Source organism: Flagellimonas sediminis, from assembly GCF_010500845.1.
Lineage (GTDB): Bacteria > Bacteroidota > Bacteroidia > Flavobacteriales > Flavobacteriaceae > Flagellimonas > Flagellimonas sediminis.
Window position 1 is genome coordinate 657820 of sequence record NZ_JAAAMI010000001.1, and the last position, 17110, is coordinate 674929.

The following is a 17110-nucleotide window of genomic DNA, read 5'->3' on the forward strand; positions in this document are numbered from 1 at the left end:
AAAAGAAAATTGCCTTATGAAAATGGAACACTTGGAGCACCACCTACAAGGGGTGCGTGACCAACTCAAAAGCCATCCCTTGTATGCCCAACTGGAATCGGTGGAGGACATCAAGATCTTCATGGAAAGCCATGTGTATGCTGTTTGGGATTTCATGTCGTTGTTGAAAGCGTTGCAGCAACACTTGACCTGTACTTCCCTTCCTTGGAAACCAGCTTCGGATGCATCCGTGGCCCGATTCATCAACGAAATCGTGTTGGAGGAGGAAAGTGATTTTAATGAATTGGGAGAGGCCAAAAGCCATTTTGAAATGTACTTGGACGCCATGGGTGAAGTGGAAGCCGATACGTCCAAAGTGTTGCAGGTCATCTCCACGTTTACCGATTTGGAGAAAATTGCAGAACAAATTGAAAATGCGGACTTGGACCAAGCGGAGAAAGATTTCTTGCAGTTCACTTTTGAGGCCATCAATACCCAACAACCCCATATAATTGCCGCTGCCTTTACCTTCGGAAGGGAAGACTTGATTCCTGATATGTTTTTGGGGATCATTGAGCAATCCGGAGAAAATGGCCCAAGCAAATACACCAAACTTTCCTATTACCTGAAAAGACATATTGAATTGGACGGGGACGAACATGGACCCTTGGCGGTTAAAATGATCAAGGCTTTGTGCGGTTCCGATGAGCGGAAATGGGAAGAGGTCTTGACCTATAGCAAAAAAGCTTTGGAGCGCAGAATTGGACTTTGGGACAGCATTGCCAAAAAACTCACCGAGAACAAGGATAATTTGGTGGATGCGTTGTAGATTTGAAGGAACCATTCAGCTCACGCTAGTCTTACACCAAAAGAACAATCCTTGGCATGGCCAAAGTTACCTCTGAAGAACTCGGGAAGGAACCCATCGGAAAATTATTGATCAAGCAGGCCGTTCCGGCATCCATCGGTATTTTGGTGATGTCGCTGAACGTATTGGTCGATTCCATTTTTGTAGGGAATTGGATAGGATCCATTGCCATTGCCGCCATCAACGTAGTGTTGCCCGTTTCCTTTTTTATTGCCGCTTTGGGGATGGCCATCGGTATTGGGGGTTCCAGTATCATTTCCCGCGCCCTGGGTGCCAACAACCATGAAAAGGCTCTAAAGACGTTCGGAAACCAGATTACGCTGACACTTTTGGTCACCGTGACCATGGTGGCCCTTGGACTGTACTACGTGGACAACCTGATTCCGGCATTTGGCGGTAAGGGAGCCATTTTTGAGCCTGCAAAAATCTACTATACCATCATTTTGTACGGAGTGCCCTTTTTGGCCCTTTGTATGATGGGAAACACGGTAATACGTGCCGAAGGGAAACCCAAGTTTGCCATGATTGCCATGATCATTCCTTCCGTTGGCAACCTCTTGATGGACTATGTGTTCATCTACATTTTCGACTGGGGTATGGAAGGCGCAGCATGGGCCACAACCGTGGGTTACCTGTTGTGTTTTGGGTACATCCTTTACTTTTTTCTATCCAAAAATTCCGAATTGAAAATAAGTCCGTCCCATTTTGGGTTGGATCCAGCCATTCTTCGTGAAATAAGCTCTTTAGGATTTGTAACCCTTGCAAGACAGGCGGTCACCAGTATCACCTACCTGCTCATGAACAATATATTGTTCAATTTGGGTGGGGAACCTATGGTGGCGGTCTACGCCATTATCGGTCGTATGTTGATGTTTGCTTTATTCCCTGTTTTTGGCGTCACACAGGGCTTTTTGCCCATTGCAGGGTACAACTATGGAGCTGCCTATTACGACCGTGTCAAGGAGTCCATCTTTACGGCAATCAAATATGCCGCCTTGGTAGCGACGTTGGTTTTTGTGGTGTTGATGCTTTTCCCAGGAGAATTTGCCGCTTTGTTCTTGAGTAACAGACCCGGACTATCCGCAGAGGAACTGGCTACCAATCAATTTGTGTTGCAGCACACACCATTTGCCATGCGATTGGTATTTGCCGCTACGCCCATCATTGCGCTCCAGTTGATCGGGGCAGCTTATTTTCAAGCAGTGGGGAAAGCCATTCCGGCCTTATTGCTGACCTTGACCCGGCAAGGATTTTTCTTTATCCCATTGATTTTGTTGTTACCCCATTTCTTCCAAGAAACCGGGGTGTGGATTTCATTTCCGATAGCCGATGTATTGGCCACGGTGGTCACGGGCATTTATTTGGGTAAAGAGATGAAGAAGGAACTCACTTAAAGAATGGCATTCCCAAAGAATGTTTAATTTGGAGGTCGTAACGTAACAAACATGAAAAAAGCACTTTTTGCCAGTCTGATAATTCTTTTAGTATTGGCCTGTAAAGAAAAACCTGAAGAAAAACCCATGTACACCCTTTTTGTTGGTACCTATACCGATGGCGATAGCGAAGGCATTTATACCTATACCTTCGATGCTGGAACGGGCGAGTTGACCAATAAACAATTGGCGGCCAAATTGGCCAATCCTTCCTATTTGGCCCTTTCCAAAGACCATAAAAACTTGTATGCTGTTCAAGAAACCGCCGATTTTGATAGTTTAGGTGGTGGGGTTACCGCTTTTTCCCTAACTAATGGCGTATTGGAAATCCAGAATAGCATGGGAACCCAAGGCGCGCATCCGTGTCATGTTTCGCTTTCCGGGGATGGACATTTGGCCGTGGCCAATTATACCGGTGGCAATGTGGCCCTCTTCAACCTGAACGATGATGGTTCTTTGGGGGAACATCCCCAGATCATAGATCACAAACTTTTGGATAGCACCAAAACATCCCACGCCCATATGGCCCAATTTACTTCTGATGGATTGATGGTGACGGATTTAGGGCTTGATGCCATTAAAAGATACAAAGAGGAAAATGGGGAATTTGTTCCTGGTCCCCAGCCATCGTTACCTTTTGCTGAAGGCGCAGGTCCACGACATTTCACCTTTGGTGAAGGAGGAAAGATGCTGTATGTAATCAGCGAACTGAACAGCACCATTTCCGTTTTTGAAAAAGACACGAAAGGGGATTACCAAGAAATCCAAGTGGTAAAAACCTTAGACCCCAATTATCAAGGAAACAATGCCTGTGCAGACCTTCATTTATCCCCCGACGGGAAATTCTTGTACGGTTCCAACAGGGGAGAAAATACCATTGTGATTTTTGCTGTAAATCCTGAATCTGGAACTTTGAGCTTGGTGGGAAGGGAATCCGTGCACGGGGATTGGCCCCGTAATTTTTCGATGGATCCCACTGGGGAATTTTTATTGGTGGCCAATCAAAAGTCGAGCAACATTACGGTGTTCAAAAGGGATGTTGAAAAGGGTACCCTTACCTATTTGAACGAGACCGTATTGCCCAATCCGGTGTGTTTGGTGTTTGAGGAATAGTCTCGCTGTCATTCTGAGCAAAGCGAAGAATTTCTGGATTAGTTAGGAGATACTTCGTCATCCCTAATCCTTAGTATGACAAAAACGCTGTAAAGGAACTACACTGATTATTATTCAGGTCAGGAGAAAAATATTTATTTTTTAGCCAGTAAAACAATCACCCCAATCACAATCAAGCCCAACAGCACGGCAAAGAAAATCTTCCAGAAACTATAAGGCCGCGTACCTGAAATGTTCCCGTTTTCCCCGTTGATGAAAAAATTGTATTCCTTGCCATTGTAGCGATAGGCACTCACATAAACGGGCAATAGGATGTGTTTAAAGGTTTCTTCGGTCAGTTTCATGTCCATGGAGGTTACCCTTTGGGTATCGCCTCCAATGTCCTGCATACACCAACGGGTTGCAATATCGCGGGCCACTTCCTTGGAATGCAGGTGACCTTCGTTCAACGAAATGGTATACTTTTCGGTCACAAAACCGGATAGATATCCACTGTCGAACGGTTGCAATTTTTTCAAATCCCAATAGGCAATTTTGCCGGGAATCCTCCCTGATTTTTGCTTGGACGCTTTGATCAAGGTATCGTCCACAAACCCTGAAACTTCCCCCGAAGCAGGGTACCAACGTGTCTTCCGGACTTGTTGGGTCACCATTTTACCGTTTGCATTCCGAACCCTTCGCGTTTCATAATAGTATTCTCCCCGCTGACCGATATAAGAGGCATACAGTTGTGCATCAAAGGTCCAATAGGGTAGATAGAGCCCTTTGGTGAATTGAGGGTCCAAAGCGGCCTTTTTCAGATTATTTGGGGCAAACCACAGCCGTTTCACCCAGTTTTTAAAAATGCGGAACGACTGGTTTTTATCGATTTGAAACGGCAACACGGCCCCGGGCAAGATCCAATTCTCCTTGTAGGCATCTTCCACTACCAAAGGTTGGCCACAGTACACACAATAAAGCGATTTATAGTTTTCCTCCACATGTTGGTCGGCGCCGCAATTCTTGCAATGCAGCATGGAGATTTCCTCACTGTGCCTCTGCGACCCCATTTCCTTGAGGTAGGGGTACAGTTCCAATTCCTCAAAACCATTTTCTTTTGGGGCAATGGCCTCTTCATGGCCGCAGTACTCACAGGTAATGCTGGTGGTCCCAGGTTTGTATGTGAGTTCCGCCCCGCAGTTGACGCAGGTTTTTTTGAGTTCCGATTTTTGGATGGTAGGTTCTTCCATGTTGTCATTCCCGCGAAAGCGGGAATCTAATTTTTGTTTGGATACCTGGCTGCTTATATTTGATACGATGCCTTTAACGTGGTTCTATGTCATTCTGAGCGAAGCGAAGAATCTGTTATTTACGTTTGAAAAGAGATACTTCACTTCGTTCAGTATGACAATGTAAAATTATTGTCCAGGCAATGGCGGTGGAGTATTACCACCCAAGAACGATTTCAGTTCCTCTACCTCCTTTAAAGCGGTCCAAGCAGCCATGCCCTGTTTCCAGATTAAACTGTCGCGGTTAACGGTGCGCGATGCAAAAAGGGATTGCAACTGTTCAAAGGTTACAGGACCATGTTGCGTGCCATTTGTGGCATAATAATATAGGGTCTGGGCAGGCATTGGTGGAGGTACGGCCCCGGCAGCGGGTTGTCCTGTGGCTTGTGGTGCCGCTTGTGTGGCACCGCCCATCAGGTTCCCCATTTGTTGGGCAAGCACAAAGCCCATACCCATGCCCATACCGGCACCAGCGGTGCCACCTTCATTTTGGGCCGCGGCCTCGATGGCTTTGGCAGCCTTGAACTTGGCCAATTTGTCCAGGTCCAGTTTATCGATTCGGCTGTATTCGAAAATCTCTTTTTTGAGTTCTTCGGGCATGGAAACGTTCTCGATGTAGAATTTCTCCAAGGAGATACCCACCGTTTGAAATTCGGGGGCCATCACCTCGCGACAGGTATCGGAAAGTTCGGTGGTGTTGGCAGCGTATAATTCAATGGGAAGGTTGGCCTTGCCCACAGTATCGGTAAAGCGGGTGGCGATTAAGCTTTTTAGGTGCTCGTTGATCTCGAAATTGGTAAAATTGCTATCGGTGCCCACAATATCCTTGATGAACTTACCGGCATCCGAAATTTTATAGGCGTATGTACCAAAGGCCCTGATCTCTACCAGTCCGAATCGATCATCGCTCAACGTAATCGGACTTTTGGTGCCCCATTTCTCATCGGTGAACAAATGGGTGTTCACAAAGTAAACTTCCGCTTTAAAAGGGGAGTTGAACCCGTATTTCCACCCTTTCAACGTGGACAAAATAGGCAGGTTTTGGGTGGTGAGGTCATACGTGCCGGGGGTGAACACATCGGCGAGTTGTCCCTCGTTGATAAAAACGGCGGTCTGTCCTTCACGGACAATCAGTTTTGCTCCGTTCTTGATCTCGTTCTGGTAGCGCTCAAACCGATACGCGATGGTGTCGTCGGTGTAGTCGAACCACTCAATAATATCAATAAACTCGTTACTGAGTTTTTCCTTGATCTTTCCAAAAATATCCATGGTCTAGTGTTTTTGATTATTGACGTTTAAAGTTAAAAAAAGTGTGGAAGGTTTCCGTTAGGTTAGTGTGAAATTGAGGGGGAATGTTACAGGATAAGTAAAAAACTAATCCATCTTCCCCGCTTCCTTCAACATTTCCAGCACTTTTTCCTTGGGAAGGGCTTCGATTTGGTGTCCATCCCGTCCGGTCATGGTCTCGGCAGCAAAAAGGGAATTGAGAATGGCTTCCTCCGTGGCCTCGATGGTGGCCAAAAATAAAGGGGTCATGGCTTCATTGCGCAAAGTAGGTACCGTCTGAATCGGGTTTTCGCTTTGGTAGGGAATACGGCATTCCTCCGCGGTGGAAACGGCAATCACATAATCACCACTGCCGTTACTGGCAATGCCTCCTGTTCGAGCTAGGCCCAGCATGGCCCTTTTGGCCAAGCGTTCCAGGTTTCGGGCATCCAAAGGCGCATCGGTCAATACCACCATCATACAGGAACCATCTGGGGAATATTTAAAACTGTTGGAATACAGCCCCAATTTTTTGCCCACTTCCACTCCGGCCACCTGCAATACCCCGCCAAAATTAGTCTGCACCAGCACCCCCACGGTGTAGCCTCCGGATTGTTTCGGCAAGACTCGAGAAGATGTGCCGATACCTCCCTTAAAACCAAAACAAATGGTTCCGGTGCCTGCACCCACGTTGCCCTCGGCAACAGGTCCTGTCTTAGCATTTTGAATGGCTTGCAGCACATCAGCTTCGGTCACATGTCGCCCCCGAATATCGTTGAGGTAGCCGTCGTTGGTTTCGCCCACCACGGCATTCACGGACCGGACTTCCTCATTCCCGGATTGGTTTAAGGTGTATCCAATGACTGTGTTAACGGCCGTGGGGACACTCAGCGTATTGGTCAAAATGATGGGGGTTTCCAGATTGCCCAGTTCCTTCACTTGGGTATAACCGGCCAACTTACCGAATCCGTTTCCCACATAAATGGCCGCAGGCACTTTTTCCTGAAATATATTTCCTGTGTGCGGAAGTATGGCGGTTACCCCCGTTCTGATGGAATCTCCTTCAATTAAAGTTGTATGGCCCACCTGAACCCCAGGAACATCGGTAATGGCATTGAAGGTTCCTGGGTGGAGCACCCCAATGGCTACTCCGTGGTCTCTAAGTCGGTTTTGTGACATGGTGAACAATGGAAATAGGATCAGAAAAATAAAAAATAAGGTATGGTGTTTTCTTGTCATTTGGGTTGATGGCATATGGCCTTCAATTTAACTATTCTCCATCAAAAAGGAAACCCAAAAGTCAATGGCATTAAAAAAGAAAGGGGCCTTGGCCCCTATATGATTTTTGTGAAAATGTACTGCGGTTACTCCACTTTACACGAAGTGTCCGCAATAATCTTCCACGCCCCATCTATTTTTTTAAGCACCAACATAAAAATGCCATGGGTATCGCCCACCGGTCGGGTCAAATGGTATTCCCCCATGACGGTATAGGCACCGTCAGTGATTTTGGAAATGTCGTTGGTGACGAATTCCAGATGGCCAAAATGTTCTTGGGTCGGATAGCTTTTTTGGTATCGCTCCAAAGTCTTTTGCCAACCTTTTACCACACCAGCACTGCCGTAAAAGGTCAGTTCTTCGGATTTCCAATAGGTCTCCATGAACAATTCTATATCAAAATTGTTCCAAGCTGTTTGTTGGGTGGATAGCACTTGCGCTATAGCGGCCCTATCCTCCTGTTCTGTCGTTGTCTGTGCAATACCAAACAAGGGCAGAACCAAGAGGAGGAACAACACTTTTTTCATCATTGATGCTTTATTTCAAATTTTAAAACTTCCGGTAATCGCCGGCCAAATATTGGTTGGCCTTTTCTTCCTTGAACTTGGCGGCTTCCGCATCCCAATGCAAGGTTTCACCAGGGAATCGACCTGCAATGGTGCCCAAAAGAATGGTCTCGGTCAACCGTGCCGCATAATCGAACGGGGCAGTGGTTTCACCTTTTCCCAAACAGGCATCCACAAATTGGTGGTAATGTTTTGGACCTTCGGTTTCGTAGTTTCGGATGGGCTCGCCCAGATTATTCGCTGCAGACACTTTGGCTATTTCCTTGGAGATATCCACATATTTGCCCTTTCTGATTTTCTTGGGCAATTGCATAAAGTGCGGAAGCAACAATCGTCCTTTTTCACCGACAAACATGGCCCCTTGATCGGGAAGCTCATTTTCGGCGGCAACCTTGGCATCCAACGACATTTTATCCTTCATGCTTTCCTCTTTGGAAACTTTGCCGTCTTTGCCCATGGTCATACCAGGTAACAAAAGGTCTTCACTCAAAGCAGGAGCCCCAGGACCGTCATACCAGACCCATTTTAGGGTCTCGGTGGTGTAAGGGGTTTGTGGGAATTCATAGGTCACCGTATTGTGTTCCGGATATCCAAAACCATTGCTGGGCCTACATTCCGTTGTGATGGTTCGGGGAACGTCCAATTGCAGGGCATTGTAAGGGGTATCGAAAATATGAACGCCCATATCGCCCAAAGTGCCACAACCGTAATCCATCAATTTTCTCCAATTGCCTGGGTGGTACATACCATCTTTATAGGGTCTTTCCTTGGAAGTGCCCAACCACAGGTTCCAGTCCAATTGGGTAGGAACCGGGTCTTCCCCTTGTGGAAGCGGGCCATCATATCCCCAGTTCTTAGGTGACCAAGCATGTACGGTATGTACTTTGCCTATGATGCCGGATTGAATGAGCAACGTCGCTAGTTTGTAATCGTAAAAGGAATGCACCTGGATTCCCATTTGGGTGACCAAGCCTTTATCGGCGGCCATTTTTTTCATGGCCCGTGACTCGGATACGTAGTGGGTCAACGGTTTTTGACAGTACACGGGTTTGTTCATTTCCATGGCCATCATGGAGGCTGGTGCATGGGTATGATCGGGTGTGGAAACGATCACGGCATCAATTTCATGCCCCATTTCTTCCAACATGGCGCGATAATCAAAAAAGATGCGGGCCTTTGGGTGTAATTTGTGGGCAGCGGCCAGGTTAACGGCATCCACATCGCAGAGGGCCACCACGTCTACGGCGGCATGTGATGAAATCGCCTTGAGGTCCTCACCTCCCATATTCCCGACACCGATATGGGCCGTACGTAATCTTTCTTTGTTCATGGAGCCTTTTAAAATGGATGGGGCCAACATGATTCCCAGTGCTCCGACACTACTTTTTTTAATGAATTCGCGTTTGTTCATGGTTTGTTCAGGTAATTTATAATTTTTTGATTTTGATATTTCGGAACCAGATAGGACTCGAATGGTCCTGCAGGGCAATATAGCCTGTCTTGAATTTGCCATAATCCGGGGCGTTATCCCATTTTCCGGAAGCCTTTTTGGCATTCCATTCTTCGGACCACGGTACAAATTCCAATAATTTTTTGCCGTTGAGCCAATGCTCCACCTTTTCGGGCGTAAACACGATCTTGGTGGTGTTCCATTCCATGACCGGGTTCAGCTGCTTTTGCGATTCGTCCGCTACGTGCATGGCGTAATCGGCACCGGTTTTCTGCCAATCCTGGAGCAACTCAGGGTGTTCTGCACCAAATTGCGAGTTGTAGCCCACCAGATCATGGATGTTGGCATAGTTCTCGTCATCGATCAACTGATATTCTGGGGCCACAACAGGCGGACCGTCATAGCCTTCCTTCACATGGTAAAAAATACCGCTGTTTCCTCCTTCGGGAATTTTCCATTCAAGGTACAATTCAAAATTATCGAACTCTTCCGCCCCGTAGATAATGTCCTTTCCACCGGTATAGTTTTGCTCCATTCCCAGTTCCGTATCAAAGGTGAGGGTGCTGTCCTTTATGGTCCATCCGGGTGGAAGGGAATCCATGTTGTACCCGCGCCAACCTTCCAGACTGCCGCCATCAAAAAGAGAGATCCATTCGGACTCCTTTTCGGTATTTGCATTGGTGGTTTCAGGTTCATCCGCGGGCTTGGATTGATTCTTACAGGCTATAACAAGCAATAAAAAAAGGGAAAGCTTTAAAATTTTAGACATGGTTTAGTTGTTGGTATTTATTCTGATGGGTTAAAGTACAAAATATTGATTAACTTTTTTTGCACCATTTTCATTACATTTAAGCCTGACTAACTCAACACTTTAAAAATGAAGACTTGCTTTTTCAAGATTAGCTTGCTTATGCTGGCTAGTACCTTGTTCGTTACCCCGATCCATTCCCAAAGAAATAAGAAAAGCCAGAGTGCTCCCGAATATCCGGAAGCCTTGTATTCCAGCTTGGAATACCGATTGATCGGACCCTTCCGAGGTGGTCGTTCCGGTACGGTGGCCGGAGTTGAAGGCCAATCCAATCTATTCTATTTTGGAGCAACCGGAGGAGGTGTTTGGAGAACCACCGATGGAGGTACCACTTGGGAGAATATTTCTGATGGTTTTTTTGGTGGAAGTATCGGTGCCGTTGAGGTAGCGAAGAGCGACCATAATGTGATTTACGTTGGAGGCGGGGAAGAAACCGTTCGTGGGAACGTGTCTTCCGGTTATGGTGCCTGGAAAACCGAAGATGCCGGAAAAACGTGGCAATCCATAGGCTTGGAAAATAGTAGGCATATCTCTCGGATGAGGATTCACCCAACCGATTACAATACGGTGTATGCCGCCGTTATGGGCAACTTATACAAACCCACCCAAGATCGTGGCGTTTACAAAACTACCGATGGTGGTAAAACCTGGAAAAAAGTGCTTTATGCCAACGATTTGGCAGGTGCCGTGGATTTGATCTTTGATCCCAATAACCCAAGAATTTTATATGCCTCTACTTGGAGGGTGCAACGTACCCCTTATAGTTTAAGCAGTGGTGGTGAAGGTTCCGCCCTTTGGAAAAGTACCGATAGTGGCGAAACCTGGACCGAAATCTCCAAAAACGAAGGTTTCCCATCAGATACTTTGGGGATTATTGGAGTAACCGTTTCTCCTAAAAACAGCAACCGCGTTTGGGCCATGGTAGAGAACAAGGATAAGGGTGGTTTGTACCGTTCAGATGATGGAGGTAACAAATGGACGCTTGTCAATAGCGATAGAAGTCTTAGACAAAGGGCATGGTATTACACAAGGGTCTATGCCGACACCCAAGATGAGAATGTGGTATATGTACTCAATGTGAGTTACCATAAGAGCACGGATGGCGGTAAAACATTTGAATCTTCCAATGCACCGCATGGGGACCACCATGATCTTTGGATCGCCCCTGAGGATTCCAATCGTATGATCATGGCAGATGATGGTGGGGCACAAGTAAGCTATGATGGCGGTAAAACATGGAGTACCTATTACAACCAACCCACCGCGCAATTTTATAGGGTGACTACCGATAATGCATTCCCATATAGGATCTATGTGGCTCAGCAAGATAATTCTACTTTGAGGATCAAACACAGAAGCGATGGTTTTGCCATAGGTGAAGATGACTGGGAAGAAACAGCAGGAGGGGAATCTGCCCATATAGCGGTGGACCCCACCAATGATGATATTGTATATGGCGGTAGTTATGATGGTTTTTTGGTTCGCCTCAACCATGCAAAAAATACCGTCAGGGGAGTAAACGTTTGGCCGGATAACCCTATGGGTTATGGAGCCGAAGGGATGAAATATCGTTTTCAATGGAACTTCCCCATCATGTTCAGTAAGCACGATCCCAAAAAACTGTACACCTTCTCCAACCATGTACACATGACCACCAATGAAGGGCAGAGCTGGGAATTGTTGAGCGGTGACCTAACCAGAAACGACCCTACAAAATTGGTTTCCAGCGGTGGACCCATCACACAGGACAACACCAGTGTAGAATATTATTGTACCATTTTTGCTGCAAATGAAAGTCCTTTAAAAGAAGGCTTGCTTTGGGTAGGTAGTGATGACGGTTTGATCCATGTAAGTAAGGATGGTGGCAAAACTTGGGAGAACGTAACCCCATCCATCATGCCCGAATGGAACATGGTCAACAGCATAGAACCTTCTGCTTTTGATGAAGGCACTTGCTATGTGGCCGCTACGCGATACAAATTGGGAGATTTTAAACCCTATTTGTACAAAACCACCGATTATGGCAAAACGTGGTCGTTGATCACTAACGGTATTGATGATGAACATTTTACCCGTGTGGTGCGTGAAGATCCAAAACGCAAAGGGTTGTTATATGCCGGTACCGAAACCGGCATGTACATTTCATTCAATGATGGGGCCAAATGGGAAAAATTCCAAATGAACCTGCCCATTGTGCCCATTACGGATTTGACTATTAAGGATGATAATCTGATCGTGGCCACCCAAGGTAGAAGCCTTTGGATCATAGACGACCTTACCGTACTTCACCAATTGGATGATGCCAAAAAATCGGCCAGTGCCATCTTGTACAAACCTAGGGAGAGCTACCGTACCAAAGGCAATGTGGCCAGAAGACCTTCCAAGACCGAAGGAACAAACTTGGCCAACGGAGTGATTACCCATTTCTACTTAAAGGATTTTGCAGAAAAGGATAGTGTGGCATTGACCTACACCAGCATTTCCGGGGACACCTTGGCAACCTACAGTACCTATTCCAAAGAGAAGGATAAAAAACTAGAGGTGAAAAAAGGAGGGAACACCCATGTTTGGGATACACGTGGAAAAAGCGCCGAACGTTTGGACGGGATGATCCTTTGGTGGGCCAATCTAAATGGTCCAAAAGCTGTTCCAGGGTCTTACCAAGTCCATTTGAATGTTATGGGAACTACCCAAACCCAAGAATTCAAGATCCTTCCGGATCCTAGGGCAGAGGTTTCCGTTGCCGATATGCAAAAGCAGTACGATTTCATTTCAGAAATAAATGAGACCATTGACCTGGCTCACCAATCCATCAAAAAGATTAGGAACATCAACAAAAAATTGGATGAGTTCGTTGCCAAATACAAAGACAATGATGCTACAAAAGATGTGGTGGCAAAAGCAAAGGCCATGAAGGAAAAATTCGGGACCATAGAAAAAGAACTTTACCAGACCCAAAACCGAAGTGGACAAGATCCTTTGAACTTCCCCATTCGATTGACCAATAAGTTAGGTCACCTGAACAGTCTGGTTTCCATGGATGATTTTCCACCAACGGAACAGGATATTGCCGTTAAGGAGGAATTGTCAGCTGGTATAAAGGCACAATTGGCCGATTTTGATAAATTGGTGGATGATGAGGTTGCCGCATTCAACGCAGAGTTCAACAAGCTCAATCTGGATTATTTGAGCATAGAAGAATAAACGTCAAAGCCCCTTGCCATCCGGTAAGGGGTTTATTTTTAGAACACAAACGAATCAGAAGGATGAAAAAGTCAATGTTGATTTTGGGACTGTTGTCCTGTACAATGGCCATGGCCCAAACCGCCAATGAATATTTCGAGACCATGAGATTCAGGAACATCGGACCGTTCCGCGGAGGGCGTTCCGTAACGGCCAGCGGTGTGGTCGGTGATCCGCTTACGTATTACATGGGCACCACTGGGGGCGGACTTTGGAAGACCACCAATGCGGGAGGCAAATGGGACAATATCTCCGATGGCTTTTTTGAAATGGGTTCCGTTGGGGCTGTTTCCGTTTCGGAATCCAACCCAAATATTGTGTATTGCGGTATGGGGGAACATGCTCCTCGTGGGGTCATGACCTCTTATGGAGATGGTGTGTATCGATCCAACGATGCGGGCAAGACCTGGATCAAATTGGGATTGGAACAGACACAACATATTTCACGGATCATCATACATCCTACCAATCCCGATATCGTTTATGTCGCAGCGCAAGGTGCCCTGTTTGCCCCGAACAAGGAACGAGGGGTATACCGTTCCATGGACGGGGGCAAAACTTGGGAGAATGTTCTATTTGTGAATGAAAGCACGGGTGCGGCCGAACTTTCCATGGACTCCAACAATCCGTTGGTATTGTATGCGGCCATGTGGGAACATCAACGAAAACCCAATTACGTTATGAGTGGTGGGCCAGGCAGTGGACTCTATAAAAGTACGGATGGAGGAAATACTTGGAAGGAACTGACCGAAGGCCTTCCCAAAGAAAAAGGAAAGATGGGTATTGCAGTAAGTCCGGCCAATTCGGATAAGGTATATGCCATCATCGAGAGCGACTCCAATCAGGATAAAGGCGGTTTGTTCGTTTCCAACGATGCGGGCAAAAGCTGGAGCATGGCCAGTGGAGATAACCGCTTGGTACAACGCGCTTGGTACTATATTGAAGTGTTTGCGGACCCCAATGATGAGGATACCGTTTATGTGCTCAGTGCCGAAATATTCCGTTCGGAAGATGGCGGGAAAACATGGGAATCCATTTCCGTGCCCCATGGGGACACCCACAACCTTTGGATCAACCCCAATGACTCCAAAAATATGGTCATGGCAGATGATGGTGGGGCGACCATTACATATGATTATGGAAAAAACTGGACCCTTCCGTACAATATGCCCACGGCACAGTTTTATCGCATCAACACCGACAATCTTTTTCCCTACAATATTTATGGCGGGCAACAGGACAATACTTCGGTGAAAATAGCAAGCCTTTCCGTAGGCAGATGGGGTATTGGTCAAGAAGATTGGCATTATGCCGCAGGTGGGGAAAGTGCCTTTTTGGCCTTTGACCCGGATCATCCAAGATATGTGATGGGAGGCAGTTATTTGGGGACCATTGAGTTATTGGACATGGAATCCAAAATGTCCACCGATGTTATGGCGGCCCCTATTCAATATTTGGGAAGAGAGGCTAGGGACATGAAGTACCTTTTTAACTGGAACGCCCCCATTATTTGGTCCCAACACGAACCGGGCACTTTTTACCACGGAGCACAATTGGTATTGCGTACCCGTGATAATGGACTTACGTGGGAGGAAATATCCCCTGATTTGACCAGGGATCAAGATGATAAACAAGGCAACGGCGGCGGACCTTATACCAACGAAGCTGTTGGGGCCGAAAACTATGGAACCTTGGCTTATATCATCGAATCACCCCATGAAAAGGGAGTGTTGTACACCGGTAGTGACGATGGGTTGGTATACATTACCAAAAACGGTGGGGAGACCTGGGAAAATATAACCCCAAAGGGGTTAAAGGAATGTTTGGTAAACGCCATTGAGGTTTCTCCCCACGATTCGGCCACGGTGTATATCGCCACCACCCGGTACAAATTCAACGACTATACCCCTGCACTCTACAAGAGTTCGGATTATGGCAAAACGTGGACGAATATCAGCAACGGTATTCCTTATGGAGCCTTTACTCGGGTGGTCAGGGAAGACCAAGAACAGAAGGGACTCTTGTATGCTGGAACCGAAAAGGGGCTTTATGTTTCTTGGAACGATGGAAAAAGTTGGGAGCCCTTGCAATTGAATTTGCCCAAGACCCCGATCACCGATTTAAAAGTGCATCAAGGGGATCTCATCGTGGCAACCTCAGGAAGGTCCTTTTGGATTTTGGACAATATCACTACGCTATCTCAATACAAGGGGGATTCCGCATCACTGAAACTGTTTAAGCCAGAGGACACCGTTCATGGTTTTTGGGGAAGCCCACTCAACAGTAGTTCCAAAAAGGTGGAGGGGACCAATCCTTACGAAGGGGTAAACCCCGCCAATGGCATGGTCATCTATTATAATTTGCCCAAGGCCATGGATAGCACCGAAATCACCATGGAAATCAAGAACGGTCAGGGCAAGGTGGTCCGTACGTTCAGCTCTAAAAAGGATGAAAGCTATATCCCCCATAATGGTGGAGGTGCACCCCCTGCTCCTGTTTTGGGAACGGATAAGGGCCTTAACCGATTTGTTTGGGATTTAAAGACCCCTATTCTGCCCGGGATTCCCAATGTTTATATTGAAGCCAATTTTACAGGACACAAAGTACCTCCCGGAAATTATACCATCAATTTAAAAGCGGATGGGCAAACGGTCAGTACCCAGGGGATGATTGTACCCGCACCCAACACCGATATGACCCAGGAACGGTTTGAGGAGCAGGACCGGTTTATGAATGAGCTTGAGGCCAATCTCACGGATATGCACAACAAGTTGAACGCGTTGTTCAAGGTGCAGGGCCAATTAAAAGATTTGCTGAAAGATTTGGATAACGAAGACCTCAAAAAAGAAGGGCAATCACTTCTGGATAAGTTGAAGGCTTGGGACGAGGATATGGTACAACGAAAATCGCAGGCCTATGATGATGTGGAGAATTTTCCGAACAAGTTTACGGCCGAGTACCTATTTTTGATGAACCAAAGCAACAGTTCCCTGCCCAGGGTGAACCAATCTTCCAAGGACAGAAGAAAGGAACTGGATGCCCAGTGGGTAGGATTGAAACAGAGAGCAGAGACCTTGATGAAGACCGATATTCCCAACTTCAACAAAAAACTTTGGGAAAATGGGGTGGGCGCCATCAGAATGTAAAATATAGAAGACCGTGTTGTACAATTACATAAAATCGTTGCACCTCATTTTTGTGGTGACCTGGTTTGCCGGGCTGTTCTACATCCCCAGATTGTTCATTTACCATATTGAGGCATGGCAGAAACCCTCACCCGATAAGGAAATCCTTTCGGAACAATTAAAATTGATGACCAAGCGATTGTGGTATATCATCACATGGCCTTCGGCCATTTTGTGCACCCTTTTCGCTATCTGGCTGTTAATCTTGATGCCCGGCTGGCTCCAACAACCTTGGATGCACGTAAAATTGGCCTTTGTGGTGGTTCTTTTTGTGTATCACTTAAAATGTCATCAAATCTTTAAACAGATGCAAAACGATGATATCCGATATACCTCCAACTTTATGCGTATGTGGAACGAGGTGGCCACCATCATCCTATTTGCCGTAGTGTTTCTGGTGATTTTGAAGACCACCTTCGATTGGATCTATGGCATTATAGGCATGTTCGCTTTGGTTGCTCTTTTAATGTTGGGGATAAAAATGTACAAACGGTATCGGGAGAAAAACCCAGATTCTTGATACGTGCAAGTAAAAGTCTCAAATCCAAATACGATTTGGATTTTTAGCCAATCAATGTACTTAAACTTGCTTTTGTACTTTGGCTTGTCTTTGAACTTGTAACTTGCGTTTGGTTCTTGTAACTTGTCTTTAG

The 17110-nt window shown here is 46.4% G+C and carries 12 protein-coding genes; 6 read left to right on the forward strand and 6 right to left on the reverse strand.

The genetic code is table 11. From position 1 onward, the window contains the following. Positions 1–16: 16 nt before the first annotated feature. The 3 genes from GTK07_RS02890 to GTK07_RS02900 are packed head-to-tail and all read left to right on the forward strand — an operon-like array spanning position 17 to position 3393. Positions 17–808 carry a DUF3050 domain-containing protein gene (locus tag GTK07_RS02890; protein WP_203583705.1) on the forward strand — a complete coding sequence of 264 codons (792 nt, stop codon included), beginning with the start codon at positions 17–19 and terminating at the stop codon, positions 806–808. A gap of 56 nt (positions 809–864) precedes the next feature. Then, positions 865–2241 (forward strand): MATE family efflux transporter, encoded by a 1377-nt coding sequence (locus tag GTK07_RS02895; RefSeq protein WP_163632848.1) that lies wholly within the window; start codon positions 865–867, stop codon positions 2239–2241. A 51-nt stretch (positions 2242–2292) separates the two neighbouring features. Then, the gene (locus tag GTK07_RS02900) at positions 2293–3393 is read left to right on the forward strand and encodes a lactonase family protein (protein ID WP_163632850.1); all 1101 of its coding nucleotides are present in this window, start codon (positions 2293–2295) and stop codon (positions 3391–3393) included. Between the two features lie 134 nt (positions 3394–3527). Here the strand turns inward: GTK07_RS02900 and GTK07_RS02905 are convergent, their stop codons facing one another. From GTK07_RS02905 to GTK07_RS02930, 6 genes are all read right to left on the reverse strand, one after another. Next, complete coding sequence (locus GTK07_RS02905) at positions 3528–4622, reverse strand: TFIIB-type zinc ribbon-containing protein (RefSeq protein WP_163632852.1); 1095 nt, start codon at positions 4620–4622, stop codon at positions 3528–3530. Positions 4623–4790: 168 nt separating this feature from the next. Then, entirely contained in the window at positions 4791–5930 is a 1140-nt protein-coding gene (locus GTK07_RS02910) for an SPFH domain-containing protein (protein ID WP_163632854.1), read from the reverse strand. Positions 5931–6035: 105 nt separating this feature from the next. After that, positions 6036–7181, reverse strand: a complete 1146-nt coding sequence (locus GTK07_RS02915) for a DmpA family aminopeptidase (protein ID WP_235932409.1) — start codon at positions 7179–7181, stop codon at positions 6036–6038. A 110-nt stretch (positions 7182–7291) separates the two neighbouring features. Beyond that, positions 7292–7735, reverse strand: coding sequence for a YybH family protein (locus GTK07_RS02920; protein ID WP_235932410.1), 444 nt, complete (start codon positions 7733–7735; stop codon positions 7292–7294). Positions 7736–7754: 19 nt separating this feature from the next. Further along, a complete protein-coding gene (locus tag GTK07_RS02925; protein WP_163632856.1) occupies positions 7755–9182 on the reverse strand; it encodes a Gfo/Idh/MocA family protein in 1428 nt (475 codons plus the stop codon). Between the two features lie 16 nt (positions 9183–9198). Continuing rightward, entirely contained in the window at positions 9199–9990 is a 792-nt protein-coding gene (locus GTK07_RS02930) for a 3-keto-disaccharide hydrolase (protein WP_163632858.1), read from the reverse strand. Positions 9991–10098: 108 nt separating this feature from the next. Here GTK07_RS02930 and GTK07_RS02935 point away from each other — a divergent pair, with 108 nt between their 5' ends. The 3 genes from GTK07_RS02935 to GTK07_RS02945 all read left to right on the forward strand — a co-directional run bounded on the left by GTK07_RS02935 (position 10099) and on the right by GTK07_RS02945 (position 16977). Further along, positions 10099–13233 (forward strand): WD40/YVTN/BNR-like repeat-containing protein, encoded by a 3135-nt coding sequence (locus tag GTK07_RS02935; RefSeq protein ID WP_163632860.1) that lies wholly within the window; start codon positions 10099–10101, stop codon positions 13231–13233. A 62-nt stretch (positions 13234–13295) separates the two neighbouring features. Then, positions 13296–16418, forward strand: a complete 3123-nt coding sequence (locus GTK07_RS02940) for a VPS10 domain-containing protein (protein ID WP_163632862.1) — start codon at positions 13296–13298, stop codon at positions 16416–16418. A gap of 13 nt (positions 16419–16431) precedes the next feature. Further along, positions 16432–16977 carry a CopD family protein gene (locus GTK07_RS02945; protein WP_163632864.1) on the forward strand — a complete coding sequence of 182 codons (546 nt, stop codon included), beginning with the start codon at positions 16432–16434 and terminating at the stop codon, positions 16975–16977. The last annotated feature ends 133 nt before the right edge of the window (positions 16978–17110 follow it).

Bases quoted from the DNA above. Each gene is read 5' to 3' on its own strand.
- GTK07_RS02890 (WP_203583705.1), top strand. From the start codon at position 17: ATGAAAATGGAACACTTGGAGCACCACCTACAAGGGGTGCGTGACCAA.
- GTK07_RS02895 (WP_163632848.1), top strand. From the start codon at position 865: ATGGCCAAAGTTACCTCTGAAGAACTCGGGAAGGAACCCATCGGAAAA.
- GTK07_RS02900 (WP_163632850.1), top strand. From the start codon at position 2,293: ATGAAAAAAGCACTTTTTGCCAGTCTGATAATTCTTTTAGTATTGGCC.
- GTK07_RS02905 (WP_163632852.1), bottom strand. From the start codon at position 4,622: ATGGAAGAACCTACCATCCAAAAATCGGAACTCAAAAAAACCTGCGTC.
- GTK07_RS02910 (WP_163632854.1), bottom strand. From the start codon at position 5,930: ATGGATATTTTTGGAAAGATCAAGGAAAAACTCAGTAACGAGTTTATT.
- GTK07_RS02915 (WP_235932409.1), bottom strand. From the start codon at position 7,181: ATGCCATCAACCCAAATGACAAGAAAACACCATACCTTATTTTTTATT.
- GTK07_RS02920 (WP_235932410.1), bottom strand. From the start codon at position 7,735: ATGATGAAAAAAGTGTTGTTCCTCCTCTTGGTTCTGCCCTTGTTTGGT.
- GTK07_RS02925 (WP_163632856.1), bottom strand. From the start codon at position 9,182: ATGAACAAACGCGAATTCATTAAAAAAAGTAGTGTCGGAGCACTGGGA.
- GTK07_RS02930 (WP_163632858.1), bottom strand. From the start codon at position 9,990: ATGTCTAAAATTTTAAAGCTTTCCCTTTTTTTATTGCTTGTTATAGCC.
- GTK07_RS02935 (WP_163632860.1), top strand. From the start codon at position 10,099: ATGAAGACTTGCTTTTTCAAGATTAGCTTGCTTATGCTGGCTAGTACC.
- GTK07_RS02940 (WP_163632862.1), top strand. From the start codon at position 13,296: ATGAAAAAGTCAATGTTGATTTTGGGACTGTTGTCCTGTACAATGGCC.